Source organism: Flavobacterium sp. C4GT6, assembly GCF_036347315.1.
GTDB lineage: Bacteria > Bacteroidota > Bacteroidia > Flavobacteriales > Flavobacteriaceae > Flavobacterium.
Genome location: NZ_JAZGZU010000007.1, coordinates 43634 through 69533, shown reverse-complemented (window position 1 = coordinate 69533; position 25900 = coordinate 43634). Strand labels below are relative to the sequence as shown.

At 38.6% G+C, this 25900-nt stretch carries 22 protein-coding genes; 11 read left to right on the top strand and 11 right to left on the bottom strand.

All coding sequences use genetic code 11. The features are described from left to right. The first annotated feature begins 358 nt into the window (after positions 1-358). Both V3Z67_RS10195 and V3Z67_RS10190 read left to right on the top strand, forming a co-directional pair. Positions 359-2167 (top strand): sodium-dependent transporter, encoded by a 1809-nt coding sequence (locus tag V3Z67_RS10195; RefSeq protein WP_330443206.1) that lies wholly within the window; start codon positions 359-361, stop codon positions 2165-2167. Beyond that, positions 2164-2319, top strand: a complete 156-nt coding sequence (locus tag V3Z67_RS10190; protein ID WP_330443205.1) for a hypothetical protein — start codon at positions 2164-2166, stop codon at positions 2317-2319. The genes V3Z67_RS10195 and V3Z67_RS10190 overlap by 4 nt, the downstream gene beginning before the upstream one ends. A 53-nt stretch (positions 2320-2372) precedes the next feature. On the opposite strand, the gene V3Z67_RS10185 is transcribed toward V3Z67_RS10190, so the two are convergent. Continuing rightward, positions 2373-4589 carry a patatin-like phospholipase family protein gene (locus V3Z67_RS10185; protein WP_330443204.1) on the bottom strand — a complete coding sequence of 739 codons (2217 nt, stop codon included), beginning with the start codon at positions 4587-4589 and terminating at the stop codon, positions 2373-2375. Next, positions 4589-6382 carry an excinuclease ABC subunit UvrC gene (uvrC, locus tag V3Z67_RS10180; protein ID WP_330443203.1) on the bottom strand — a complete coding sequence of 598 codons (1794 nt, stop codon included), beginning with the start codon at positions 6380-6382 and terminating at the stop codon, positions 4589-4591. Before uvrC ends, V3Z67_RS10185 begins: the two co-directional genes overlap by 1 nt. A gap of 103 nt (positions 6383-6485) precedes the next feature. Here uvrC and V3Z67_RS10175 point away from each other — a divergent pair, with 103 nt between their 5' ends. Beyond that, positions 6486-7451, top strand: coding sequence for a succinylglutamate desuccinylase/aspartoacylase family protein (locus V3Z67_RS10175; RefSeq protein ID WP_330443202.1), 966 nt, complete (start codon positions 6486-6488; stop codon positions 7449-7451). On the opposite strand, the gene V3Z67_RS10170 is transcribed toward V3Z67_RS10175, so the two are convergent. Then, on the bottom strand, positions 7443-8753 hold the full coding sequence (locus V3Z67_RS10170; protein ID WP_330443201.1) for a Fic family protein: 1311 nt from the start codon (positions 8751-8753) through the stop codon (positions 7443-7445). The genes V3Z67_RS10175 and V3Z67_RS10170 overlap by 9 nt on opposite strands. A 92-nt stretch (positions 8754-8845) precedes the next feature. On the opposite strand from V3Z67_RS10170, the gene V3Z67_RS10165 reads away from it, so the two are divergent. Further along, positions 8846-9409 carry a 5-formyltetrahydrofolate cyclo-ligase gene (locus V3Z67_RS10165; protein WP_330443200.1) on the top strand — a complete coding sequence of 188 codons (564 nt, stop codon included), beginning with the start codon at positions 8846-8848 and terminating at the stop codon, positions 9407-9409. 1 nt (position 9410) lies between these two features. Here the strand turns inward: V3Z67_RS10165 and V3Z67_RS10160 are convergent, their stop codons facing one another. The 3 genes from V3Z67_RS10160 to ileS all read right to left on the bottom strand — a co-directional run bounded on the left by V3Z67_RS10160 (position 9411) and on the right by ileS (position 14034). Next, a complete protein-coding gene (locus V3Z67_RS10160; RefSeq protein WP_330443199.1) occupies positions 9411-10034 on the bottom strand; it encodes a lipoprotein signal peptidase in 624 nt (207 codons plus the stop codon). Between the two features lie 207 nt (positions 10035-10241). Continuing rightward, complete coding sequence (locus tag V3Z67_RS10155; RefSeq protein WP_035133186.1) at positions 10242-10625, bottom strand: TraR/DksA family transcriptional regulator; 384 nt, start codon at positions 10623-10625, stop codon at positions 10242-10244. A 7-nt stretch (positions 10626-10632) separates the two neighbouring features. Further along, complete coding sequence (gene ileS / locus V3Z67_RS10150; protein WP_330443198.1) at positions 10633-14034, bottom strand: isoleucine--tRNA ligase; 3402 nt, start codon at positions 14032-14034, stop codon at positions 10633-10635. Positions 14035-14299: 265 nt separating this feature from the next. Between ileS and V3Z67_RS10145 the strand changes: the two genes are divergently transcribed. Then, positions 14300-15217 (top strand): alpha/beta hydrolase, encoded by a 918-nt coding sequence (locus tag V3Z67_RS10145; RefSeq protein ID WP_330443197.1) that lies wholly within the window; start codon positions 14300-14302, stop codon positions 15215-15217. A gap of 21 nt (positions 15218-15238) precedes the next feature. Further along, on the top strand, positions 15239-15946 hold the full coding sequence (locus V3Z67_RS10140) for a DsbA family oxidoreductase (RefSeq protein WP_330443196.1): 708 nt from the start codon (positions 15239-15241) through the stop codon (positions 15944-15946). Here the strand turns inward: V3Z67_RS10140 and recO are convergent. The 4 genes from recO to V3Z67_RS10120 all read right to left on the bottom strand — a co-directional run bounded on the left by recO (position 15943) and on the right by V3Z67_RS10120 (position 21696). Beyond that, entirely contained in the window at positions 15943-16656 is a 714-nt protein-coding gene (gene recO, locus V3Z67_RS10135; protein WP_330443195.1) for a DNA repair protein RecO, read from the bottom strand. The two genes, V3Z67_RS10140 and recO, sit on opposite strands and share 4 nt — an antisense overlap. 1 nt (position 16657) lies before the next feature. Beyond that, the gene (gene porZ, locus V3Z67_RS10130) at positions 16658-18949 is read right to left on the bottom strand and encodes a type IX secretion system anionic LPS delivery protein PorZ (RefSeq protein ID WP_330443194.1); all 2292 of its coding nucleotides are present in this window, start codon (positions 18947-18949) and stop codon (positions 16658-16660) included. 119 nt (positions 18950-19068) lie between these two features. Continuing rightward, positions 19069-20412 carry an NADP-specific glutamate dehydrogenase gene (gene gdhA, locus V3Z67_RS10125; protein WP_330443193.1) on the bottom strand — a complete coding sequence of 448 codons (1344 nt, stop codon included), beginning with the start codon at positions 20410-20412 and terminating at the stop codon, positions 19069-19071. A 141-nt stretch (positions 20413-20553) separates the two neighbouring features. Continuing rightward, on the bottom strand, positions 20554-21696 hold the full coding sequence (locus V3Z67_RS10120) for a cystathionine gamma-synthase (protein ID WP_330443192.1): 1143 nt from the start codon (positions 21694-21696) through the stop codon (positions 20554-20556). 101 nt (positions 21697-21797) lie between these two features. Here V3Z67_RS10120 and V3Z67_RS10115 point away from each other — a divergent pair, with 101 nt between their 5' ends. Then, the gene (locus V3Z67_RS10115; protein WP_330443191.1) at positions 21798-22589 is read left to right on the top strand and encodes a DUF3298 and DUF4163 domain-containing protein; all 792 of its coding nucleotides are present in this window, start codon (positions 21798-21800) and stop codon (positions 22587-22589) included. Here V3Z67_RS10115 and V3Z67_RS10110 read toward each other — a convergent pair. Beyond that, positions 22582-23037: a DinB family protein gene (locus tag V3Z67_RS10110; RefSeq protein ID WP_330443190.1), complete on the bottom strand. Its 456-nt coding sequence runs from the start codon at positions 23035-23037 to the stop codon at positions 22582-22584. The two genes, V3Z67_RS10115 and V3Z67_RS10110, sit on opposite strands and share 8 nt — an antisense overlap. Before the next feature lie 77 nt (positions 23038-23114). Between V3Z67_RS10110 and V3Z67_RS10105 the strand changes: the two genes are divergently transcribed. Genes V3Z67_RS10105 through gmk form a run of 4 tightly spaced genes read left to right on the top strand, consistent with a single transcriptional unit; the run spans position 23115 to position 25890 of the window. Further along, the gene (locus V3Z67_RS10105; RefSeq protein ID WP_330443189.1) at positions 23115-23471 is read left to right on the top strand and encodes an arsenate reductase family protein; all 357 of its coding nucleotides are present in this window, start codon (positions 23115-23117) and stop codon (positions 23469-23471) included. Continuing rightward, positions 23464-24381, top strand: coding sequence for a DMT family transporter (locus tag V3Z67_RS10100; RefSeq protein WP_330443188.1), 918 nt, complete (start codon positions 23464-23466; stop codon positions 24379-24381). The genes V3Z67_RS10105 and V3Z67_RS10100 overlap by 8 nt, the downstream gene beginning before the upstream one ends. A 56-nt stretch (positions 24382-24437) precedes the next feature. After that, positions 24438-25295 carry a YicC/YloC family endoribonuclease gene (locus tag V3Z67_RS10095; RefSeq protein WP_330443187.1) on the top strand — a complete coding sequence of 286 codons (858 nt, stop codon included), beginning with the start codon at positions 24438-24440 and terminating at the stop codon, positions 25293-25295. A gap of 25 nt (positions 25296-25320) precedes the next feature. Next, positions 25321-25890, top strand: coding sequence for a guanylate kinase (gmk, locus tag V3Z67_RS10090; protein WP_330443186.1), 570 nt, complete (start codon positions 25321-25323; stop codon positions 25888-25890). Positions 25891-25900: the final 10 nt, after the last annotated feature.

The following is a 25900-nucleotide window of genomic DNA, read 5'->3' as shown; positions in this document are numbered from 1 at the left end:
AAACGGGTACACCATGTAATATATATCATTCCGGGTTTCTCTTAATGAGAAATTTCAGGTGGCTTAATAAATCTGTCCAACTCATATTCATTAGACAAATATCGTAAAAATTTAATTTTGCTCCCTAATTATTATACAATATTTATATTTAGAGCACATTCTCAGCAAAAATTTGAGTTTCACGTTAAAATCAGCTTTGGTTATGAATCTGTTGATATGATTTTAGGCTAATTGAGAAATTTGAATTACTTATGTTAAAAGCCTTTACGGATTTTTAATTTAATTGCGCTTTTCTTTACTTTTCTATTTGTTTTTCTATCTTTGAAACCGTTTAATAACCAAAAAACAAATATCCTTTATGGCAGCGAAATCAGAATCGTGGGGCTCGCGTGTTGGCTTAATTCTGGCAATGGCAGGTAATGCGGTTGGATTAGGCAACTTTTTAAGATTCCCGGTACAGGCAGTTCAAAACGGAGGTGGCGCCTTTATTATACCTTACCTCGTGTGTTTTGTAGTGATGGGAATCCCTCTTCTTTTTATTGAATGGTCTACCGGCCGTTTTGGAGGAAGATACGGCAACCACAGTACCCCTTACATTCTGGACACCATGGCTAAAGGCCGAATATGGAAATACATTGGTGTCTTTGGTATTTTTACCAATATCGCCGTCGCATCATACTACTGTTATATCGAATCCTGGACTATGTCTTATGTATACCACACAATAAAAGGAACTTTTGTGGGTATGGATCAGGCTCAAGTTGCAGGATTTTTTGATACCTATACCACAGTAGCAAAAAGTACAACAGGTATTCCTTATGAAGCCGTTGTATTTTACATAGCCTGCTTACTTTTAAATACTTACATCCTTTCCAAAGGTTTAGGCGGTATTGAAAAGGTAGCAAAAATAGGTATGCCGCTACTTATCCTTTTTGGTGCAGTACTGGCATTTAAAGGACTTACTCTTGGAACCGATGGAGCATCAGCACTATTCCCTAATGCCAATGCATGGGACGGACTTAACTTCCTGTGGACACCACAGTTTGACTCCCTCTCCAACCCTAAGGTATGGCTCGCCGCCGCCGGGCAGATATTCTTTACCTTATCTGTAGGTATGGGTACTGTACATTGTTATGCAGCTTACATAAGATCTAAAGATGATATTGCCCTAAACGCTGTTTCTGCAGGTTTCATGAACGAATTTGTAGAGGTTGTATTAGGTAGCTCAATAGTAATTCCTATTGCAGCAGGCTACCTTGGTCTTGACTGGGTACTTCAAAATGCAGGCTTCGGTATGGCATTCCAAACTATGCCTTACCTCTTCCAGCAATGGGGTCATGTCCTCGCCATTTTTGCAGGGGTATTCTGGTTCGGGCTACTATTCTTTGCCGGTATTACCTCGTCCCTTGCCATGGGTACTCCATGGATTGGCTTTATGCGCGATGAGTTTGGCTGGAAAAACAACAAAGGCGCCTGGTCCTTCGGGCTTATTGCCCTTATAATGGGATTACCAACCGTTATCTTCTTTAAAGAAGGTGTATTTGACGAATACGACTACTGGGCAGGTACCGTAAGCCTTGTAGTGTTTGCTTTCCTTGAAACCGTACTGTTTGCATGGATTTTCGGTATAAAAAGAGGATGGGAAGAAATTAACCTTGGTGCCGATATTAAAGTTCCGGTATTCTTTAAATATGTAATACTTGTTGTAACACCATGTCTTTTAGGATGGGTTCTTCTTGCCAGTGTGCCTGATATGACCAACAAGGTTATGAATAATGACACCCATAACAAAGAGTGGTTTGCTGATGCTTATTATGCCGAGGATTATGGCTCTGCCGAATTTGGTGTGGTTGATTCTGTAGCACCTAACTTTGTAAAAATTGCATTTGAGAACGAAAAACAGGTTTTTGACAAATCTCAAAATAACACGCATACTGTAAAGTATACTGACTATAAAACTTACTCATTTAAAAACGAACAACATACTGTTGTTAGCCTGGGTGATAAAATACATCCTAAAGATAAAATTGCAGAAGGTAAATTCACTAACAACGTGATGTACAAAACACTGGGAAGATTATTATTAATAACTTTGTTTATCTTTATTAGCATAGTAGTATACAGAGCATATTTAAAACGAGTTAAAGAAGGGAGGGCAACAGCATGAAAACAGAAGCAATAATAGTAATGGTAGGCGCACAGGGAATTGTGGTAGCCATGGCTGCATACTTTTTTTATAAGGTTTTAACCGTAAAACCGAAACCGGAACCCGACTCCTATTCGGAAAATGATGATATAACAGAAAGGCAGGATAATTAATCCTGCCTTTTGGCTTTTTATATATTTCCGTTTCGTTTCCTCTTAATAAATATTTAGAACCAAAAACCTACACTAAACCAAGTATAATGATTTTTGGTATCGGGAGACCAGCTGTGCTTTACTTCTATAGGCCCTATTATAGTTTCCATACCATAACCAAAAGCATATCCACTATATTGGGGCACACTGAATATATTACCCTCGTCATAAATCCTGTGTCCTAAATTGGCAAAGTTTGCCGTGAAGTTAATATGGTTTTTCTTTACAAATTCATAATCAAGTGTAGCTGTTCCTTTAATATAACTATCTCCTGACAGGCTCAAAAAGTCATATCCGTAAAAATGACGGAAGTTATTTGTCATATTATACCCATAACCTCCCAAAATAAAATCAAAAAACGGGACTGTAGTATCGCTGGAAACCGCAAAACCACCCTCTGTTTGCAATTCTAACGACAGGTTACGCACTATTTCATGCACTATACCCATATCTGCCTTAAAGATGCTGAAACGCCCAAAAATGTCATTGTAATCAGATGAGAACAAAAACGTTTTTGCCTCACCAGTAAAATACCATCCCTTTTTAGGGAAGTATTTGTTATCATAAGAGTCGTATTTAAGTGTACCGTATAGCGAAAAATAATCACTATCGTCAAAAATACTGTTAGACTCTACCGTTTCACTCTTAATTTTTAAATGCTTAAGTTCCGCTCCGGCACCAATAAGAAACTTTTGCGCAAAAATGGTTTGCAGATACACTTTATTGGTAAAATCGGTAAAATCGAGATTAAGCGAATTCACCCCAAATGTCCTTAAAAACTCCCCTTCATTAAATTCGGCAGAGATATTTCTGTTAAAATTACTGTAACTGGAATGAAAACCATAACTGATATGAAAACCATTATCACGATAATAATCCAGATTATAACGGAAATGATCCCCCAAAATCACATCGAGCGATGCAACGTCATTTTGGAACAATAGTTTCTTTTGAGTAAGATTAACTAATATACCACTTTTGTAAAGTCCGTCATAATGAAGCCCGAATTTCAAATAGCGGTTTACAGGATTTTCGGTTAAGTTCATATTAAGCACATCACCTCCGTTAGATCCTTTTTCAAAAGAATAGGAAATGGAATTGAAGTTTTGTGTAGCACTGAGGCTGCTTATTCCGGCATCCAGCTTATCATACGTAATTTTTGCCCCTCCTTTAAACCTAAGCTTACCTACCACATACGATTTAGTGTAATACTCCAGTTTATTCACATTAATATACTCTATATTAAGAGTATCTTTTGCTTCGGTACATCTTTTAACTATAGGCTTATCACTACCCAGCTTTTTTAAGGTATCATATAATGTTAAGGCAGCCTCTTCGCCTTTTTTGATAATCTCCTGTCCCTGATCAAAAGAGATAACCGAGTAACCCGAAATATCCGGTTTTATATATACATCGGTCTCTTCACGCTTTTTATCCATTTTTTTGATCATCTGGTAGTTATTAATCTGTACCAGTACACCGGTTGCCCCTTTAATCTCATCACGCGATTTCAGTCCGTCCTGAACATCAACCCCAATAATGATATCAGCACCCATTTTCCTGATTTCCTCTACCGGATAGTTATTAGTAACTCCACCGTCAATAAGCAGTCTCCCGTCAATCTCTACCGGATAGTATAATGACGGAAATGCCCCACTGGCAAGAATAGCATCGGGCAGTATCCCTTTCTGCAGCACCACCTCTTCTCCGGTTTCAATATCTGTAGCAATACAAACAAACGGAATAGGCAAACTATCAAATTCCCTAATGTGTCTAACATGATTGGTAAGCCTGTTTATAATGGCATAATTATAAAGTCCTTTTGAAACAGCCGTAGGAAACCCCAGTTTGAAGTTTTTAAAAGGAAGTGTTAAGGCGTAAATTTCGTCGTTTCTTTTCTCAAAAAAGGTTTTGGAACTCCTTGGGATATAATCCCGAAGAAGGGCGTCTGAATCTACCCTTTGAAAAATAGAATCCAACTGATTTGCACTGTAACCGGAAGCATAAAGCCCCCCAATTATAGCTCCCATACTGGTACCACCTATGTAAGATATCTCTATCCCGGCCTCTTCCAGTACTTTTAGTGCACCAATATGAGCAAGCCCTTTTGCTCCTCCACCGCTCAGTACCACACCTATTTTGGGTTTATGCTTCGGCAGGGTATCGTTTTCCTGTGCCGAAACACTATAGAAAGTGAGTAAAAATAGCAGGGTAAGGAGCGGTTTGTTCATTACGTTTTACTTTTATAGAATTCTGTAATTTTTTTAGCTTTTGCAGGGCCTACAACTTTTGCAATGTCTTCTTCGGGGGCGGCAGACAGCCTTTTAACCGACTTAAACTCCTTCAAAAGCGCTATCATTGTCTTCTCCCCTATGCCCGGTATGCTTTCTATTGACGTTTGGAGCGCTCCTTTGCTACGTTTATCCCTATGGAAATTAATCCCGAAACGGTGCGCCTCATTTCTGAGGTGCTGTATTATTTTTAAAGTCTCTGATTTCTTGTCCAGATACAGCGGAATAGAGTCCCCCGGATAGAAAATTTCTTCGAGCCTTTTAGCAATGCCTAAAATAGTGATTTTACCTCTCAATCCCAAGTCATCCAAGCTTTTTAAAGCCGATGATAACTGCCCTTTACCACCATCAATAATTATAAGCTGCGGCAGGGGCTCATTCTCATCTAAAAGACGCTTGTATCGTCTGTACACCACCTCTTCCATAGAAGCAAAATCGTTAGGACCTTCAACTGTTTTTATATTAAAATGACGGTAGTCCTTTTTACTGGGCTTTCCGTCCTTAAACACAACGCATGCCGACACCGGATTAGTACCCTGAATGTTTGAGTTATCAAAACATTCTATATGCCTTGGTTCAAACGGGAGGCGCAAATCTTTTTTCATTTGTGCCATAATACGATTGGTATGCCTGTCTGGATCTACTATCTTAATTTGCTTAAGCTGATCCATTCGGTAAAACTTCGCATTACGTTCAGACAAATCTAAAATCTGCTTTTTATCCCCAAGTTTAGGCACTGTTATTTTTACGTCAGGACCTAAATCCAGCTCAAAAGGCAGTAATATCTCTTTAGAGCGTAAATCAAAGCGCTCTCTAAGCTCTACAACAGCAAGCTCAAGCAACTGCTCATCGGTCTCTTCCAGCCTCTTTTTTATTTCCATAGTATGCGAACGGATAATGGCGCCGTGTGATACCTGTATAAAGTTCACATAAGCCATACTCTCGTCAGATATTATGGTAAACACATCTATGTTAGATATCCTTGGATTAAATACAGTAGAGCGCGCCTGATAGTTTTCCAGCACCTCAATCTTTTCTTTTATTTTCTGGGCTTCCTCAAACTTCATCTCAGCAGCCAGTTCCTGCATCAGGTTTTTAAAATCTTTAAGGCTTTCCTTAAAGTTCCCTTTAAGTATTTCCCTTACCGCATTTACATTGCTTTGGTATCGCTCCAGTGATTCATAGCCCTCACATGGCCCTTTACAGTTACCAATATGATACTCAAGGCAAACCTTGTACTTTTCGCTTTTTATATTACCTGCACTCAAATCATAATTGCAGGTACGCAGTGGGTACAGTTCTTTAATAAGCTCCAGTAGTGTATGCACCGTTTTGAAATTGGTATAAGGACCGAAATACTCCGACCCGTCCTTTACCAGCCTTCGGGTAGAAAAAATACGTGAGAAAGGTTCTTTCTTAATACAAATCCACGGGTAGGTTTTATCATCACGCAGCATAACGTTATAACGTGGCTGGTACTTTTTGATAAGGTTATTTTCCAGTAACAGTGCATCGTTCTCTGTAGGCACAACAATATGCCTGATGCTGGCTATTTTTTTAACCAGTACCCTTGTTTTACCTGAGTCGTGAATTTTTGTAAAATAAGATGAAACCCTCTTTTTAAGGTTCTTAGCCTTGCCCACATACAGCAGTTTACCATCTTTATCGTAATACTGGTAAACACCGGGGCTGTCGGGAAGGGTTTGTATTTGTAATTCCAGCGGAGTTTGCATATTACAAATTTAAAAAACAAATCATTACCCCGAGTCTTAAAAAACACAGGTTAAACACATAAAAATTACTGATAATTCCTATTTTTACCCTTTCTGTAAAATTATGGCAAAACACAGGGAGATTACCATACTGGGAGAGACCGTATTACCGGGTGACAGCAAAACCATAAACATGGAAATTGCACGCCTGCATACCATGACAAAACTTAAGGTTCCCATTATTGTGGAAAGGGCTAAAATCGACGGACCCGTTGTTCTTTTTAGCGCCGGGCTGCACGGAGACGAAATTAACGGCGTTGAAATTGTACGCCAGCTTATAGTTCGTAAAATAAACAAACCCAAACGCGGAACCATTATTTGTATTCCGGTAATTAACGTATTCGGTTTTGTGAATAAAACCCGTGAATTTCCTGACGGACGTGACCTAAACAGGGTTTTCCCCGGTAGTAAGAGCGGATCGCTTGCCAGTCGTTTTGCTTTCCACCTGCTAAACGAAATCGTACCTCATATAGATTACTGTGTAGACTTTCATGCCGGTGGTGCCAGCAGATTTAATGCAGCACAAATTCGTATTGTACCAAACAATGAAGAATTAAAACAGCTTGCCGATGTGTTTAACGCACCCTTTACCCTTTATTCCAAAAACATTTCGGGCTCGTTTAGAAATGCCTGTGGCAGGATGGGTGTAAAAATGTTGTTATTTGAGGGAGGGAAATCGTTAGACATTAACAACGACATCACTCAGGAAGGTGTAAAAGGCGCAAAACGCTTTTTAGCGCACTTTGATATGCTTAACCCTAAAAAGAACGCTAAGGAAGCTCCCGGACCTTCTATTTATATTGAAAGATCAGGATGGGTGCGCGCCCGTTTTTCCGGATTATTCCAGTTACATTGTAATGTAGGTAAGTTTGTGGAAAAAGGTGAGGTAATAGCTTATATAACCGATCCGTTTGGTAAGTTTGAACATAAGGTGAAAGCACCTCACGCCGGATATATTATTAATGCTAACGATGCTCCTATAGTGTATCAGGGAGATGCTGTTTTCCATATTACCCAAAAACTACTTTAAAACGCTACTCAACTGTTTATTATGTTCTTTAACCACTATTTTCACCAAACTATCCATTTCCTCTTTTGACAAAACCTCATAGTTTTTGACCAAAACATGATTGTTATAACTATTTAGACCAACAAGATATTTTAACACCTCAAAAACAAAAATAATCTGAAACGAAAATGAAAAATTTTCTAATCCTTGTTTTTTCATTTGACCATATCTAACCTCTATTCTTATTTCTCTTACATCTCCAGTCAATAAACCTACTGAATTAGTTAACGCTGAAATATCTTTGGAAGGATGATCATTTATTTTAATAAATACATTCTTATGCAAATAATAATCATCAAACTTTGAAAGTTTTTCTTTTAATTCTTTTGCTATTTCAACAATACTATTCAAATATATTTCCTGAAGGTTATAAAAACTTTTTTGCTTTTCTATTTTAGTTCCATAAGAATTTAATCTTTTCTCCAATAAAGCTATTTCTTTATCAATATCATCAGGTTCTTCTATACTTTCGCCCCTAGCTCCAGCAATCATTAACTCAAGAGAATTGTTTAAATTTTTTGCTATATAGTCAACAAAAGCGCCTATGTTTCCAGCATCTGCAAGTCTTAGAGCTGCAAAGTAATTCGCTTTGTCTTCTGTTTTAATAATAACCGGAGGGTAGCTATATTTCATCAAAATAAAATTCATCAGAATGCGTGCAGTACGACCGTTACCATCATCAAAAGGATGAATTCTAATAAATTTATAATGAAATTCTGAAGCTAATAAAATGGGATTAATATCTTCTCTCTCTATACTTTCATTATACCAAACCATCAGGTCAGCCATTTTAGCAGGAGTTTCTTCAGGCGTGGCAAAATAAAACATCTCACCTGTAACAGTTTTTACATGATTAGGTGATGTTTTATAACTACCTACATTAATTCGCTTTTTTGTTGGCTTACCATCGGGAGTTTGAGCATCTACCTCATATGGTTCTTTTAATAAAAGCTCATGTAACTGCCTTATAAAATTCTCAGTTAATGGTCTTTCACCCTTAACCATATCAATAACCCAATTAATAGCCTCATTATGCCCGGTTACCTCAAAATGGTCTTTTAAAGGCTTTCCCTGCGCTGTTACTCCAAACATTAACAACGCTTTGGTTTCTCCATAAGTAAGTGAATTACCTTCAAGATTATTAGAGTGATAATTCCAATCCAAACGGAATTTTTGCATAATCCTGTCTTCCTGTTCTTTATCTAAAGGTCGTAGAACATCTAATTCCTTTTTTAACTCTAAAGCTTTTGCAATTTCTTCCATTTGGCTAATGTTTTAGTATTAACAAATTTAAATTTAAAAACTGCACAAAACAAAAAGGGTAATCAGTATTTCATTTTTTCTAATTTTACACCATGATTAAAAAAGAACTCCGCATAAAATATAAGGCACTTCGTAACGCCATGAGCTTTGATGAAATTGAAGAACAAAGCCTGACTATAGCAAACCAATTATTAAAACTGGATATTTGGAACAAAACCTACTTCCACCTGTTTTTAAGTATTGAAGAGCACAAGGAAATACAAACCGAATACATTTTACAAATATTGGCAGGAAAGGATAAGGAAGTGGTGGTTTCAAAATCTAATTTTGACGACTGCAGCATGACACAATACCTACTTACCGATAATACCCGACTTAAGAAAAACGAATATGGTATACCGGAACCGGTTGACGGCATAGAGGTGCCCGATACTAAAATAGACGTAGTGTTTGTTCCGCTGTTGGCTTTTGACACTAAAGGACACCGTACAGGCTATGGAAAAGGGTTTTACGACCGTTTTTTAGCCAACTGCAAAAAAGATATTATAAAAATAGGGCTATCCTTTTTTGAAGCCGAAGAAAGCATAGACGACATACATCCAAACGATATGGTACTGGACTATTGTGTTACCCCAAAAGAGATTTATCAATTTTAATCTATTCTGTAACTACACCCTGAGGCTTAGCAAATGCTTTTTTATTGAAAAGAAGCAGTATACCCACACCTACAGAAATTGCAGCATCGGCAACGTTAAAAATAGCATTAAAGAAAAGAAAATTCTGACCTCCCCAAAACGGCAGCCATGAAGGCAACTGTCCTTTCCATATTGGGAAGTAGAACATATCTACCACCTTACCGTGAAATACTGTTCCGTATGGATTCTCTGAAAATAAAGTAGCTACGTGATTAGTACTGCTGTAATCAAAAATAAGTCCGTAGAAAACCGAGTCGATTATATTACCAAAAGCACCTGCCAAAATAAGTGATATGGAAACAATAAGATAATTAGAATATTTTTTCTTGACAGAATCATATAACCAATAGCCTATACCCCCTACAGCTACTATCCTGAAAAGAGTAAGTATCAGCTTACCATGCGCTCCCGGAATAACAGCACCCCATGCCATACCTTCGTTTTCAATAAAGTGTATCCTGAACCAGTTTAAATCCATAACTTTTACAAACTCATCAAGTTTAAAATGAGTTTTAATATAGATTTTTGAAACCTGGTCAATAATCAGTACAAGAATAACAATAAGGTAGGCTTTCTTTAAAGACATTTTTTAAATTTTACCCGCAAAAATAAATGAAATTATTAAATAATAATTATCATACCTTAGTTAATAGAATGCAAAAGGTTTAAATGGAGAAATAAACCGCAAAAAAGCGTGCCTGTATACGGGATTTAAAGTTACAGGTCAAAGCGTATTAAGTAAGGTGATAAAATAAAAAAGTAAGGGCCGCTAAAAGCAGCCCTGATATGCTATTTATCTTTGCATGTTTTTTGCCTCGATACTCATGGTAGCGTGCGGTACAAGTTTAAGTCTTTCTTTACCAATAAGCTTACCGGTTACTTTACAAATGCCATAAGTTTTGTTTTCAATTCTTATAAGGGCATTTTTAAGGTCACGAATAAACTTTTCCTGACGGATAGCAAGCTGAGAGTTGGCTTCTTTAGACATAGTCTCACTACCTTCTTCAAATGCTTTAAACGTAGGAGATGTATCATCCGTACCGTTGTTTAAATCATTCATGTAGGCACTCTTAATTAAGTCAAGGTCAGCTTTAGCTTTTTCTATCTTTTTAGTAATAAGCTCCTTAAACTCGGCTAAATCCGCGTCCGAATATCTTATTTGCTGCTCATCTACCATATTTCAATTATTTTGAAATTAATACTAGTGTTTTTATCTCATCAAATTCAATTTCTGTACCGTTTTCAATTTCTTCGTTAAATATCAGCTCATCTGTAAGGGTTTCAGACTTGATGTAACTCTCGTTACTCTTAACAGCCTGCTCCAGTGCCTGGTTATCTTTCAGGTAAACCTTAATCCTGTCGGTAACTTCAAATCCTGAATCTTTCCTTATGTTCTGAATTCTATTTACAAGCTCTCGGGCTATACCTTCGTTCCTTAGTTCGTCGGTAATGGTAATATCAAGCGCTACTGTAATACCGTTTGAATTTGCCACTAACCAGCCTTCAATATCCTGCGAAGAAATCTCAACATCTTCGTTTGTTAAAGTAATACTTTTTCCCGAAATGACAACATCCAGGCTGCCGCTCTTCTCAATCTCATTGATCTGTTCCTGTGAGAAATTTTGTATCTCTTTGGAAATCAGACCCATATCCTTCCCGAATCGTGGCCCAAGTACTTTAAAGTTAGGTTTGATTTGCTTAACAAGCACGTCTGAAGCGTCGTCCATCAATTCGATTTCCTTCACATTTACCTCAGCCTTAATCAGTTCTGAAACTGCTTCAATCTCACCCTTCTGTTTTGCGTCAAGTACCGGTATCATTACCTTTTGCAACGGTTGGCGCACTTTAATCATCTCCTTCTTCCTTAACGAAAGAACTAATGATGAAATTGTTTGCGCCTTCTCCATTCTGCTTTCTAACGATTTATCAACAAAGTTATCAGCATACTGCGGAAAATCGGCCAAATGTACGCTTTCGAATGTCTCTTTCTGTGAAGCTTGTGTTAAATCTTTATAAAGTCTGTCCATAAAGAAAGGTGCTACAGGAGCACTTAGTTTAGCCACAGTTACAAGACAGGTATAAAGCGTTTGATAAGCCGCTATTTTATCCTGTGCATATTCACCTTTCCAGAAACGTCTTCTGCAAAGTCGTACATACCAGTTACTCAAATTCTCCTGAACAAAGTCGGAAATAGCTCTTGTAGCTCTTGTAGGCTCATAGTCTGCATAGAAGCTGTCTACATCTTTTATAAGCGTATTAAGCTCAGATAAAATCCAACGGTCTATTTCAGGCCTTTCGTTAAGCGGAACTTCCGGTTCAGCAAAACTGAAGTTGTCAATATTGGCATATAACGCAAAGAATGAATATGTATTATACAGAGTACCAAAGAATTTACGTCTTACCTCGGCCACTCCCTCTATATCAAACTTAAGGTTATCCCATGGGTTTGCATTACTAATCATGTACCAACGGGTAGCATCCGGGCCGTATTCTGCAAGTGTCTCAAACGGATCTACCGCATTACCTAAACGTTTAGACATTTTGTGTCCGTTCTTATCCAGTACAAGCCCGTTACTTACTACGTTTTTATAAGCCACCTGATCAAATACCAGTGTACCTATAGCGTGTAGTGTATAGAACCAACCTCTTGTCTGGTCTACCCCTTCGGCAATAAAGTCGGCAGGATAAGCCGTATGGTTATCTACCAGTTCCTTATTTTCAAACGGATAGTGCCATTGTGCATAAGGCATAGCTCCACTGTCAAACCAAACATCAATAAGGTCGCTTTCGCGCTTCATTGGTTTTCCGCTTGGCGAAACCAGTGTTAGGCCGTCTACAACATTTTTATGCAGATCAATAAGCTCATAGTTATCTTCGCTCATATTACCCGGCTCAAACCCTTTAAACGGATTTTCGCTCATAACACCTGCTGCTATAGCTTTTTCTATTTCATTATACAGTTCTTCTGCAGAACCGATAATCATTTCTTCTGTCTTATCCTCGGTTCTCCATATAGGAAGCGGGATACCCCAGTAACGGGAACGTGAAAGGTTCCAGTCGTTGGCATTTTTAAGCCAGTTACCAAAACGTCCCTCACCGGTAGCCTTAGGCTTCCAGTTAATGGTTTCGTTCAGTTCAAACATCCTGTCTTTCACATCGGTAACACGGATAAACCAGCTATCTAACGGATAGTATAGCAGCGGCTCATCTGTTCTCCAGCTGTGCGGATAACTGTGAACATATTTCTCAACCTTAAAGGCTTTATTTTCTTCTTTTAAGCGGATAGCGATTTCAACATCTACTGATTTTTCCGGCGCTTCACCTTTATCGTAGTATTCGTTTTTCACATACTTACCTGAAAGATCTCCCAGTCCGTCAATAAACCTTCCCTGAAGATCTACAAGCGGCACAGGGTTTCCGTTTTTATCCAGTACAAGCATAGGCGGCACTTCAGGCTTCGCCTCTTTTGCCACCTTGGCATCATCGGCACCAAAAGTAGGCGCTGTGTGTACTATACCGGTACCGTCTTCGGTAGTAACGAAATCACCAGAAATTACACGGAAAGCATTCTCCGGGTTTTGGTATGGTAATACAAACGGCAACAACTGCTCGTAACGGATTCCTACAAGATCTTTACCTTTTCCTTCGGCAAGTACTTTGTATGGTATTTTTTTATCTCCTTCTTTGAAGTTTTCAAAATCGGTAGCATCTTCACTTACAAAATAGTTTTTACCAAACTGTTTCCCGATAAGGTTTTTAGCAAGCACCACATTTATCGGCTCAAATGTATACTGGTTAAAAGTTTGTACCAGTACATAATCAATATTAGGTCCTACGGTAAGCGCTGTGTTACTTGGCAGTGTCCACGGAGTGGTGGTCCAAGCCATAATATCCACCTCTCCAAAACCTTTAAGGAAATCAGGAAGCGTATCTGCCACCGTTTTAAACTGAGCGACGATAGTAGTATCAGTCACATCACGGTAAGCACCCGGCTGGTTCACCTCATGCGAACTTAAACCTGTACCCGCTTTAGGCGAGTAAGGCTGTATAGTATACCCTTTGTATAAAAGGCCTTTATCATAAATCTGTTTCAGTAACCACCAAACCGACTCCATGTATTTGGATTTGTAAGTAACATACGGATCTTCCATATCTACCCAGTAGCCCATTTTTTCGGTAAGGTCATTCCATACGTCTGTATAACGCATTACTGTGCGCTTACAGGCTTCGTTGTACTCTTCAACAGATATTTTTGTACCAATATCTTCTTTTGTAATGCCAAGTTCCTTTTCAGTACCAAGCTCTACCGGAAGTCCGTGTGTATCCCACCCGGCTTTACGTTTTACCTGGAAACCTTTCTGGGTTTGGTATCGGCAGAAAATATCCTTAATGGCACGCGCCATTACGTGGTGAATACCCGGCAGTCCGTTTGCCGAAGGCGGACCTTCAAAAAACACATACTGCGGTTTCCCCTCACGTGTTGTTACACTCTTATCAAAAATATTTTCCTTCTTCCAGAAATCAAGTACCTCGCCCGCCACTGTTGGCAGGTCAAGTCCCTTATATTCAGTAAACTTCTTGCTCATTACAAATTGCATTCTAAAAAATAATCTGCGAATGTAAGGATTTTTTTTAAGGAATGGGAATAATCAGCAAACTTGCGCAAGAAATAACGTTTTCATAAAAAACAATAATCATTTTTGTTAAAAACACCTCACAATGTTGAATAAATTATAAAATCAAAAAACTTAAAGCGACTTCTCAATACAACATCGTTTAGGACTAAAAGAAAAGCATCAAAATAATGACTTTAAACTTTTATGTAAGTTTGTAACAAACCGTATCTAAATCATGAAAAAATTCTCACTCCTGCTATTTGCCTTTGTATTATTCGTTTCGGCAAAAGCACAGGACTTTAAAACACTAACCTATTTTGTAAACGATTCTACAAAACTGGAACTCGATCTTTTCCTGCCAAAAACACAGGGAAAAGAAAAAAAACCATTGCTTATACATGTTCATGGCGGAGGTTTTGCAGGAGGAACCCGCGAATGGGGACACACTATCTCAAAACACGCAGCATTTCAGGGCTATGTAGCAGCATCTATAAGCTACACACTTTATATGAAAAACCGCAAGTTTAGCTGTGACGGCATCCTGACCGAAAAAGTGAAAGCCATACAAATAGCGGCAAACCAGCTATGGCAGGCTACGCTATACTTCATTAATAATAGTGAAAAATACAATATCGACACTGCAAAAATATTCATTTCGGGTAGTAGCGCAGGTGCCGAAACCGCATTACATGCCGCCTATTGGGACAGGGATATAATGGGGCTTTACCCTAATAAACTGCCTAACGATTTTAAATATGCCGGAGTGATATCGGGCGCAGGTGCCATTATGGACATTAACCTCATCACTAAAGAGAGCGTTATTCCTATGCTTCTTTTCCACGGAAGCTGTGACACTACAGTACCCTACGCAACAGCAGCACACCATTACTGCCCTACAAATGCTTCAGGATGGCTTATGCTTTTCGGGTCATATTCTATTTACAACCACATTATTGACCTTGATGGAAGCACCAAACTGGTAACTTATTGCAATGGCGGACACGAATACAGTGACGAGCTGTTTGGTAATGACCCACAAACCGTTGTAGACTTTATGAATAATGTACTGAATAACAAAAAAGAGCAGTCGCACGTAATTGTTGCCACAAATAAAGAGTGCAAAAAAGGGAACGGGTATAGTTTTTGTGACTAACCCCATATAAATTTTACTGTGATGAAAATAGAAATATGGAGTGACATTATGTGTCCCTTTTGCTACATTGGCAAAAGAAGATTTGAAGAAGCCCTTGCTACTTTTGAAGGGAAAAATGACGTGGAAATAGAATGGAAAAGCTTTTTGCTTTCACCTGAACTTAAAACCGACCCTACTAAAAATATACATCAGTACTTAGCCGAACATAAAAACATTAGCCTTGAGGAAGCAAAAGGCATGAACGACTATGTAACCAATATGGCAGCACAGATTGGACTTACTTATAACTTTGACAAAGCCATACCAGCCAATAGTTTTAATGCACACCGTTTTTTACATTTTGCAAAAAAATACGGTAAGCAAAACGAGGCAGAGGAAAGACTGTTTAAGGCATATTTTACAGAAGGAAAAAACATTGACGATGCCCAAACACTTTTACTACTGGCCATAGAACTGGAACTGGATGCTAACAAGCTTGCTGACGCCATGAATAACGGTGAGTTTACAAACGACGTTATAGCCGATATAAACGAGGCACAACAGCTGGGTGTACGCGGAGTGCCATTTTTCGTATTTAACCGCAAGTATGCCGTTTCGGGGGCTCAGGAAAGCGAAGCCTTTACACAAACGTTGGAAAAAGCCTTTGAAGAATGGCAGGCTGCACAACCTAAAACCTCTTTTGAAACTATAAAAGGGGAAAGCTGTGATATTGACGGTAACTGTGATTAACTGAATACTTCTTTAAGAACATCAAGCGATTTCGGTCTTTTAAAACCATCCAGGTGAAAAGCATAATAATCCAACAGGATTTTCAATAAAGCCTGTCGCTCACTTACATGAAAGCTTTTGGCGCTATTGTCTAACTTTAGTGTCATTAGCCTTTTTAGCAAAAGGGTTTCATTTGTGGTAAGACAACTAACCGACGGAAATTGGGTAAACACACCCTCGGTCATTTCAAAGTAATCATCTTCCTCATCTGATTTTTGCGGGAAAAAGCCCAGAAACTTAGTTATTTCCATCATTAATATTAAATGGAAATTAACTATCTCATCATGACTGTCCAGCCACAGTAGTGCCGTTTCCAGAAAATGATACAAACTTTCGTTTTTTTCTTCTTCCCTAATGCAATGGTGCAGCGTTTCAGAAAGAAACATAACTATAGTGGTTTTGGCAATATCAGTATTTACTGTGTAATACGGGTGCGCCAGCTTTACCTCCTTAAAGTATTCCAAACTGCCTTTGTTTTTATGGACAGCCTCTATTTCAAGTATGTTTAACGGTTGAAAAAAAGCGATTTTCTGACTGCTTTTCCTGTTTGAAAAAGCATCCCTGATAAAATATGATTTTAGTCCGTCACTTTCGGTAAAACATTTTACTATCAGGCTTTTTTCCTGATAGCGCAGCGAACTTATTACTATTGCTTTTGTTTTTACCAGCACCTTATTGCCCTCTAATTATCATTACCTTTTTCACTTTGGTTTTGGTTCCGTCGTCAGATGATATAAAAATCATATATACGCCCGATGCTACTTTATATTTACCAAAAGCCTTAGTATCCCAGGTAACAGTACCTCCCTGCGAAGTGGTTTCGTACACTAAGTTCCCCTCAATGTCGGTTATTTTAAGGTTTACCTTATCCATAAGTCCGCTTATGGTAACATCACCTGCAAACTCCGGTCGCACCGGATTAGGGTATACATAAACATTATTAAGATCGTCTTCACCTGCAGTAGAATTCCCCAAATAAGAAACCATACCTTTTTCGGTAGCAAAAAACACTTCACCCGTTACAGGATCGAGCTCTATATCTAAAATTGAATTACTTGGAAGCGGAGAGTTTTGTTTTGTAAAATGAAACAGGGTTTGCTGCCCGTTAGACGATACTAAAAAAGCACCCGACCCTCCTGTAGCAATCCATTTGTTATTAGCCCCGTCTACAACAATATCATTTATAACCTGCTCATACATTAGTTCCTGAGCCAGTCCGTCTTCAAGAATAATTATGGAGTTCGTGCTTATTTCATTTTCGGCAACAAATCGTTCCACACTCGAAACTACCCTTAACCCCCTCACGGTACCTACCCATAATTGATTGCGGTTATCTATTGTAAGGCACTTTACATAATCACTGGGCAAATTACTTGCATCTCCTCTAATCACTACAAATTTATTCCCTAAGCTTTCATTAAACGCTATTATACCGTTATTTTCGCTTGGTATCCATTTAGTACCGTTTTTATCAATAACCAAACGACCATAATCATCACCTTCAGGATTAGAGGTTATATCCTCAAAACTATATTCGGCCCACTGCCCGTTTGACCTAAGTACTTTTAAGGGTTTCAGGACAGATGAGTTAGTCATCCATAAATTACCATTTCTGTCAAACGCAGGTCCATTAATCCTGATGCTTTTATAATCAGGTGCAGAAGAGAGTACAAGTGACTCAAGCCCGTTATTACCCGTATTACTGTCGTCATATAAAATTTCGGGCTCTCCACCTGTTAATTTTAAAAGTCCCGACTGATATGAGGCTATATAAACCGGACTTTCCAGACCCGGTTTCACTACTATGTCACACAATGACTGCGGGTATTCCGGAAGTGTATAATATGGTATATGTTTCCATCCTTCAGGTGTAAAACGACTAATCCCTTTAAGAGCATAATCGGGAGTATAAAAAATATTATATCCTCCATATACTACCCATAGGTTATTTGCCGATTTTTCAAGTGAGAAAATCCTGTTCTCAAGTGGCCCGTCCGGTGTTATACCTACAAAATAAGACAAGTTATTCAGCGCAGCCGTAAACATCCCTGTATTGGTTGTACCCGTATATATTTTTTCATTTACAATAGTTGCACAGCTAAAAGTAACATCGGCGATAGGAATAGAATCTATTGTATGCATAAGCATAAGCTGCTCATTATACACGTCTATAAGCCCGGGAGTAGTAATAATCAGATATCCTCCTGCCGAACGAAAATCAACAACAGCTTCGGGCATAGCCGTAAAAAAGGAAAAAGTATCATTTAGAAGCCTGTAAACCGTCCCTATAGCATCTGTAGCAAATAAATTCCCTGCAAAAGATACAACTCCTGTATACTGCCCTGAAGCAAACTCATTCCATTGACTGAAGTCATTAAGATTTGGATTACTATAAACAGCCCTTCTTATACCGTTTTCGGCAGTTGCAGCGTATATGTAACCGTTATATACCGCACTTTGTTTTACAGGTATTTCATCCCCATTTGGCCCCAAATAATAGGTGTCTCCAAACTCGAGTGTTTGCAGATTAAATACCGCTATTCCAAAATCACATGAAATATATGCCTTCCCTTCATATTCATAAATATGATTTATTTTCTTTTTGTTTTGGGCAACAGTAGTTTCCTCCACAATATCAATAACATTTAATATAGAGTTATCATCGTTAATAACCAGTAGTAAACCGTTCTCATTACCCACCAGTGTTTTACTGTAACCATTACTATGGTAAATAGCAGTAATGTTTTCAGTTTTAAGTCCATCAACAGAGGTAAAAGTACCCAGTTCATTGGTCAGTACATTGTAAGAGAAAGCCCCTACTTCGCCCGCAGCAAATACCCTGCTTGGACTATTAGTGATATCAACAATCTGGTTGTAGGAAAAATAGCTTCTCCAGCTTTGGTTAGACTGGGCAAAAGCCATTGTATAAATAGAAAGTATAAGTATGGTTAAAAACCTTTTCATCAGTGATTATTTACTCAGCAAATATAGGTAAAACGCTTTTATCGTCTTTTTTGTATACGGTTAATAAAAAAAGCCCTCCTTAAACAGAGGGCTTTTAAATATATTAGTTTGGGTTGTTACTAAACTACTCCCTGAGCAAGCATAGCATCGGCTACTTTTACAAATCCGGCAATGTTAGCACCTTTTACATAATCAGTAAAACCACTATCATCTTTACCATATGTAATACAAGCTTCATGGATATCTGCCATGATAGCTTTAAGCCTTTGGTCTACCTCTTCTCTTGTCCAGCTTAGACGAAGTGAATTTTGAGACATTTCAAGACCCGATGTAGCTACACCACCTGCGTTTGATGCCTTACCGGGAGCAAATAATATTTTTGCTTCATGGAAAGCCTCAACAGCCTCAGGAGTACAAGGCATGTTCGCCCCTTCTGCCACACAGTGACATCCGTTTGCTAAAAGTTGTTTAGCTGCATCTCCGTCAAGCTCATTTTGGGTAGCACATGGCAATGCCACGTCACATTTCACTTCCCATGGCTTGCCGCCTTCAACAAACTTAGCTTCAGGATACCTGTCTAGATATTCGCTTATTCTGCCATACTTAACATTTTTGATTTCCATAATGTAAGCCAGCTTGTCTTCGTTAAGACCATCGGCATCATAAATGTAACCTGAAGAATCTGACATGGTAACTACCTTACCACCCAGTTGCATTACCTTCTCGGCAGCATACTGCGCTACGTTACCTGAACCTGATATAACCACAGTTTTACCGATAAAGCTTTCATGAATAGTAGAAAGCATACTTTGTGCAAAATATACACAACCGTAACCTGTAGCTTCAGGACGTATTAACGATCCGCCAAAAGTGATTCCTTTTCCTGTAAGCACACCGGTAAACTCATTTCTCAGTCTTTTATACTGACCGAATAAATAACCTACCTCACGACCACCAACACCTATGTCACCCGCAGGCACATCGGTATCAGGACCTATATGCTTAGAAAGTTCTGTCATAAAGCTTTGGCAAAATTTCATAATTTCATTATCTGATTTTCCTTTAGGATCAAAATCAGAACCTCCTTTACCACCACCCATAGGCAATGTGGTTAAGCTATTTTTAAACGTTTGCTCAAACGCTAAAAACTTTAATATACTTAGGTTTACAGACGGGTGAAAACGAAGACCTCCTTTGTATGGGCCTATTGCCGAATTCATTTGGATTCTGTACCCTCTGTTTACCTGTATCTGACCTTTATCGTCAAGCCAGTTTACACGAAACATCACAACTCTTTCAGGCTCAGCCATTCTTTCCAAAAGCATTTTGCCCTGGTATTTTGGGTTATTCTCTATAAAAGGAATAACTGTTTCGGCTACCTCCCTAACAGCCTGCATAAATTCAGGCTCATTTGGATTTCTTTTTGAAACTGATTCAATAAAAGTTTCTATGCTTCCACTCATAACTTTAGAAGTTTTTTAATATTTAAGAAAACGTTTTCGTTAACGGCGCAAATATACATTATTCTCTTAAAAAACAAAGGTAGATATTTGACTTTTAACCGCTTACATAAAAAAAATTAAAAACAGCTATTAATGAAGGGATTAACCTAGTGCCTGACGTAAATCTTCCAGTAAATCTTCGGCGTCTTCCACCCCTACACTTAGCCTTACAAGGTCATCTGTAATACCTATTTCTTTCCTTTTGTCTTCCGGTATGGATGCATGCGTCATTAAAGCAGGGTGATTTGCCAGCGACTCTACCCCTCCTAACGATTCTGCAAGAGTAAATACCCTTACGCTTTCAAGGAACTTAATTGCATCTTCCTTTTTACCTGATTCAAACGTGAATGATACCATTCCGCCGAAACCGCCCTGCATTTGTTTTTTAGCAATATCATAAAACGGATTACTTTCCAACCCAGGATAATAAACCGCTTTTACTTTAGGGTGATTGCTAAGGAAATTAGCAACCTTTTCACCGTTTTCACAGTGGCGCTGCATCCTTAAATGTAATGTTTTAATACCTCTTAATACAAGGTAAGAATCCTGCGGGCCAAGTGTACCTCCTGTTGCAAATTGTGCAAAGTGAAGTTTCTCACCCAGCTGCTCGTCTTTCACGATAAGTGCTCCGGCAATAACATCACTGTGACCTCCAAGATATTTTGTTGCTGAGTGCATTACAATATCAGCTCCCATATCTAATGGCCTTTGCAGGTATGGCGTAGCAAAAGTATTATCTACCGCAAAAAGCAGGTTTTTCTCTTTTGTAATTTTGGCAATAGCCTCAATATCGGCTAGTTTCATTAACGGGTTTGTAGGTGTTTCAACCCAAACCAGCTTAGTGTTTTCGTTAATAAGCGACTGAAATTTATCAAGGTCGTTCATGTCTACAAAATGGAACTTGATACCAAACTCCTGATAAATTTTGGAGAACATCCTGTAAGTACCGCCATAAAGGTCGTCCATAGCAATAACCTCATCATTAGGCTTAAGCAGTTTAAGCACACAGTCGGTCGCCGCTAAACCAGATGAAAATGCAAGTCCGCGTGTTCCGTTTTCTATACTCGCTAAAGCGTTTTCTAATGCTGTTCTTGTTGGGTTTGCAGCTCTGCTGTATTCGTATCCGCCATGTACCCCCGGGCTCTTTTGTGCGAAAGTCGAGGTTTGGTAAACCGGCGGCATTACTGCTCCTGTAGCAGGGTCAGGGTGCTGTCCGCCATGAATGGTTTTTGTGTTAAATTTCATATAATTAATTATTCTTTATCCGTATACTAGGCAAATTTACTGTAATTTAGTTGACCCTGTATAGAAACAGCATTCTTTTGCAAAACAATAACATTTAAAACATGGCAAAACACTTAACCTTACTATTGGCCGCATTTATGCTTTTTAGCTGTGGCAAGGACAAGAAAAACAATGATGAAGAAGTATTAAACGAAGAAAAGCCTGCACTGGTCTTTTCTACAAAAAACTACTATAAAAAAACATCACTGCCATGTGATGAGTATTGCCCAAGCGTAACCATTAATGTACCTGAAGCCGAAAACGTACCTGTTGTTGCCGACAGCATTAACAACAAGATATTCAATACCGTAAGAGGTATTGTTTACTTAGGTGAAACCCCATATGAAGCGGATAATTATGAAGATTTAATGGCGTCTTTCCTTGGGTCGTATGAAGAACTTAAAAAGGAATTTCCCAATGACCCTATGGCTGGGTTTGAAGCGAAGATAGATGCATCTGTTGATTATACATCTGACGAGATAATAAACGTAAAAATGAATCATTACACCTTTACAGGTGGAGCTCACGGTTACGGAGGTGAACGTTCTCTTCTTTTTGATTCCGAAACAGGCAAGAGCCTTAGCTATGAAGACATTTTTACCAATGTGGATAGCTTTAGACAGTTTGCTGAGGGAAAATTCAGGGAGAAATTTAATATTCCTGCGGGAAAATCTATTAATGCAACAGGATTCCTGTTTGAGAATGATAAGTTCGTATTACCGCAAAATATTTTCTTTAAGGAAAACGGACTACTATTGTTCTATAACTCTTACGAAATATCATCTTACGCCGAAGGGCAAAAGGAACTGCTTTTACCCTACAGCGAAGTAAATGAATATCTTAAAGTTAAATAAACTTTTTTAACTGCATCATTATTCCAAGATGTATACCCTCGTGGTAATTGTTAAATGCAATGGCATCTTCTACCGAAGAGAGTTCAAAGCCAAGCTCTGACTTCCTTGCATTATATGTTGTAAATACGCCATTTTTATAATCGTCTTCTGTTTTCTCAATCGTAGAGAACAGAAGATTTTTTATTTCGTTTACTTCCTCCTGTGTTAAATCGGTTTCAGGTTTACTGCCACGTCTGTATTTCGCCAACAGTTCTTCACTAACAATCATAGGCAATCCGGCACCGCCATATACGAGTATTTGCTGTGATACCATAATATGACCTATGTTCCATATCAGGTTATTATTAAAGCCCTGTGGTATTTTGTTAAGTTGTTCCAGCGTATAGCTTTCCAGCCATTTTGCATATATTTCCCTGCTGGTATGGGTTATTTTAAAAGAAGTTTCCATCGAAATATTTTTTCATAAAAGTAGTATATCCTTAATTACAAAACACCTTACTTTTGCAAACAAGCATAAAACATAACATGAAAAAGATATACTACCTTAAAACCTGCGATACCTGTAAAAAGATAATCAAGTTGTTACCTAACACCGATGCTTTTATTTTACAGGACATTAAAGAGGAGCCTATTACTGTAAAGCAACTGGAAGAGATGCATGCCCTAACCGGGAGCTACGAGAAGCTTTTTAGTAAGAGAGCCAAACTTTATAAGGAACGTGGCATGAAAGACATGAACCTTACCGAAAACGACTTTAAGCAATATATACTGGAGCACTACACATTTTTAAGCCGCCCTGTTATTATTGCAAACAATAAGATATTTGTAGGCAACAGCCCTAAAAACGTAACCGCTGCCATTGAGTATCTAAGTAATGAATAAACGCTTTTTAGCCTTAACAGCTGCCACGATGGTATCTGTTATTTATGGTGTTACTTTTACTATTGCTAAAGATGTAATGCCGGGTTTTATTAAGCCTTTCGGGTTTATTGCACTTCGCGTAGGAGGATCGGTTATACTTTTCTGGCTTGTGGCTCTTTTTGCTACCAAACAAAAAATAGCCCTTAAAGATTTCCCCCGCATTATAGCTGCTGCCTTTTTTGGTGTAGCTTTCAATATGCTAACCTTTTTTGAAGGGCTTAGCCAAACATCACCCATAATGGCATCGGTGCTTATGGTTACCACCCCTATGATAGTACTGGTACTTAGCGCCATTATCATGAAAGAGAAAATCGTCCGCAAAAAAGTGGGCGGTATACTGCTGGGACTTGTGGGTACTGTAATGCTGATACTTTACGGAAAAACCATTAGTAGCGGAGGTAACGAACTATGGGGCAATTTCCTGGTTTTTGTAAACGCCGTTTCTTACGGACTCTACCTTATTGTAGTTAAAAAACTCATGGACAAATACAATCCGTTTGCTTTTGTAAAATGGATTTATCTGTTTGGTTTTATCATGGTACTACCTTTTGGCTGGGAACAGTTATCGCAGGTACAATGGGAACTTATGCCGGGCGACATTACTATAAAAGTTGGTTTTGTGGTATTTTTTTCCACTTTTTTAACTTACCTGCTTAACCTGCTTTCCATGAAAGAACTAAAGCCTACAACCGTTGCCGTTTTTATTTACCTGCAACCTTTATTTGCTACTGTTTTTGCTGTAAGCCTAGGGAAAGACACCCTTAATCCGGTTAAAATAATATCGGCTGCCTTAATATTTGCCGGAGTATACCTGGTAACGGTTCCGCCTAAAAAAGTAGTTATAAAACAAACTGCAAAAAGTGATATTTAACGCATAACCGTGCGTTTGTGAATTTTACTTAACTTTGTCTCCACAAATTTTTTTGTATGATACAATCTATGACGGGTTTTGGAAAGTCATCTTTACAACTACCCACAAAAAAAATTACTGTTGAGATAAAATCTCTAAACAGCAAAGGACTTGATTTAAGCGTAAGAATGCCATCGGCATATCGTGAAATGGAACTGAAACTACGCAATCAGATTGCCCAGAGGCTGGAAAGAGGTAAAGTAGACTTTTCCCTGTTTGTGGAAGTAACAGGTGAAGAGACTTCGTCAAAAGTAAATATCCCTATCGTTAAGGCCTATATAAACCAAATGAAAGAGATAGTGGACGGCGACGAAACCGAACTGCTTAAAATGGCCGTACGTATGCCCGATGCTCTTAAAACAGAGCGCGAGGAGATAGACGAAAACGAATGGAGCAGTATTCAGGGAGTTGTTGACCAGGCACTTGATAACATCCAAAGTTTCCGTGTTTCCGAAGGTATTGCGCTTGAAAAAGAGTTTCTTGTAAGGGTGTCAAACATCCTTAAACTGATGAAAGAAACGGTTTCGTATGACAGCGAGCGTATAGAAAACGTAAAAACCAAACTAAGTAATGCCATTGCAGAACTTGAGGTAAATGTAGACGAGAACCGCTTTGAGCAGGAACTTATATACTACCTTGAGAAAATGGATATTACCGAGGAAAAGGTTAGGTTGGAAAACCACCTTAACTATTTCATGGAAACCCTTGCCGGAAATGAGGCAAACGGGCGTAAGCTTGGCTTCATCACTCAGGAAATAGGTCGTGAAATAAACACTATGGGCTCTAAGTCTAACCATGCACAAATGCAGAAGCTGGTAGTACAGATGAAAGATGAGCTGGAAAAGATTAAAGAACAGGTTTTAAATATTTTATAATAACGGCACAGCCGTAAGATTACACATGAACAAAGGCAAACTGATAGTATTTTCCGCTCCGTCGGGGTCGGGTAAAACCACCATTGTAAGGCACCTTTTGGCACAACCAGAGCTTAATTTGGAGTTCTCTATTTCGGCAGCTACCAGAAGTGCAAGGGATGGCGAGGAAAACGGGAAAGACTATTACTTTATATCACTTGAAGAGTTTAAAAAACATATTAAGCAGGAAGACTTCGTAGAATGGGAAGAGGTATACCGTGATAATTTTTACGGCACACTTAAAAGCGAGGTAGAACGCATATGGGCACAGGGCAAAAACGTGATTTTTGACATTGATGTAGCCGGAGGACTTCGCATCAAAAAGAAATTCCCCGAAGAAACCCTTGCTGTTTTTGTTAAACCGCCAAGCATTGACGAACTGAAAAGACGCCTTAAAAACCGTTCGACCGAAAGTGAGGACAAAATTAATATGCGTATCGCAAAGGCATCTGTAGAATTAGCTACAGCCCCTCAGTTTGATACCATTATTAAAAACTATGACCTTGATACTGCCAAGGAAGATGCCTATAACCTTGTAAAAGAGTTTATAAAATAAAGCAACCTTT

What these genes read in the sequence shown, in the direction of transcription:
- V3Z67_RS10140 (WP_330443196.1), top strand. Translation starts at nt 15,239, where the DNA reads ATGAAAATAGAAATATGGAGTGACATTATGTGTCCCTTTTGCTACATT.
- V3Z67_RS10195 (WP_330443206.1), top strand. Translation starts at nt 359, where the DNA reads ATGGCAGCGAAATCAGAATCGTGGGGCTCGCGTGTTGGCTTAATTCTG.
- V3Z67_RS10190 (WP_330443205.1), top strand. Translation starts at nt 2,164, where the DNA reads ATGAAAACAGAAGCAATAATAGTAATGGTAGGCGCACAGGGAATTGTG.
- V3Z67_RS10175 (WP_330443202.1), top strand. Translation starts at nt 6,486, where the DNA reads ATGGCAAAACACAGGGAGATTACCATACTGGGAGAGACCGTATTACCG.
- V3Z67_RS10115 (WP_330443191.1), top strand. Translation starts at nt 21,798, where the DNA reads ATGGCAAAACACTTAACCTTACTATTGGCCGCATTTATGCTTTTTAGC.
- V3Z67_RS10105 (WP_330443189.1), top strand. Translation starts at nt 23,115, where the DNA reads ATGAAAAAGATATACTACCTTAAAACCTGCGATACCTGTAAAAAGATA.
- gdhA (WP_330443193.1), bottom strand. Translation starts at nt 20,412, where the DNA reads ATGAGTGGAAGCATAGAAACTTTTATTGAATCAGTTTCAAAAAGAAAT.
- gmk (WP_330443186.1), top strand. Translation starts at nt 25,321, where the DNA reads ATGAACAAAGGCAAACTGATAGTATTTTCCGCTCCGTCGGGGTCGGGT.
- V3Z67_RS10160 (WP_330443199.1), bottom strand. Translation starts at nt 10,034, where the DNA reads ATGTCTTTAAAGAAAGCCTACCTTATTGTTATTCTTGTACTGATTATT.
- V3Z67_RS10155 (WP_035133186.1), bottom strand. Translation starts at nt 10,625, where the DNA reads ATGGTAGATGAGCAGCAAATAAGATATTCGGACGCGGATTTAGCCGAG.
- ileS (WP_330443198.1), bottom strand. Translation starts at nt 14,034, where the DNA reads ATGAGCAAGAAGTTTACTGAATATAAGGGACTTGACCTGCCAACAGTG.
- V3Z67_RS10185 (WP_330443204.1), bottom strand. Translation starts at nt 4,589, where the DNA reads ATGAACAAACCGCTCCTTACCCTGCTATTTTTACTCACTTTCTATAGT.
- V3Z67_RS10095 (WP_330443187.1), top strand. Translation starts at nt 24,438, where the DNA reads ATGATACAATCTATGACGGGTTTTGGAAAGTCATCTTTACAACTACCC.
- V3Z67_RS10100 (WP_330443188.1), top strand. Translation starts at nt 23,464, where the DNA reads ATGAATAAACGCTTTTTAGCCTTAACAGCTGCCACGATGGTATCTGTT.
- V3Z67_RS10170 (WP_330443201.1), bottom strand. Translation starts at nt 8,753, where the DNA reads ATGGAAGAAATTGCAAAAGCTTTAGAGTTAAAAAAGGAATTAGATGTT.
- V3Z67_RS10165 (WP_330443200.1), top strand. Translation starts at nt 8,846, where the DNA reads ATGATTAAAAAAGAACTCCGCATAAAATATAAGGCACTTCGTAACGCC.
- porZ (WP_330443194.1), bottom strand. Translation starts at nt 18,949, where the DNA reads ATGAAAAGGTTTTTAACCATACTTATACTTTCTATTTATACAATGGCT.
- V3Z67_RS10145 (WP_330443197.1), top strand. Translation starts at nt 14,300, where the DNA reads ATGAAAAAATTCTCACTCCTGCTATTTGCCTTTGTATTATTCGTTTCG.
- V3Z67_RS10120 (WP_330443192.1), bottom strand. Translation starts at nt 21,696, where the DNA reads ATGAAATTTAACACAAAAACCATTCATGGCGGACAGCACCCTGACCCT.
- V3Z67_RS10110 (WP_330443190.1), bottom strand. Translation starts at nt 23,037, where the DNA reads ATGGAAACTTCTTTTAAAATAACCCATACCAGCAGGGAAATATATGCA.
- uvrC (WP_330443203.1), bottom strand. Translation starts at nt 6,382, where the DNA reads ATGCAAACTCCGCTGGAATTACAAATACAAACCCTTCCCGACAGCCCC.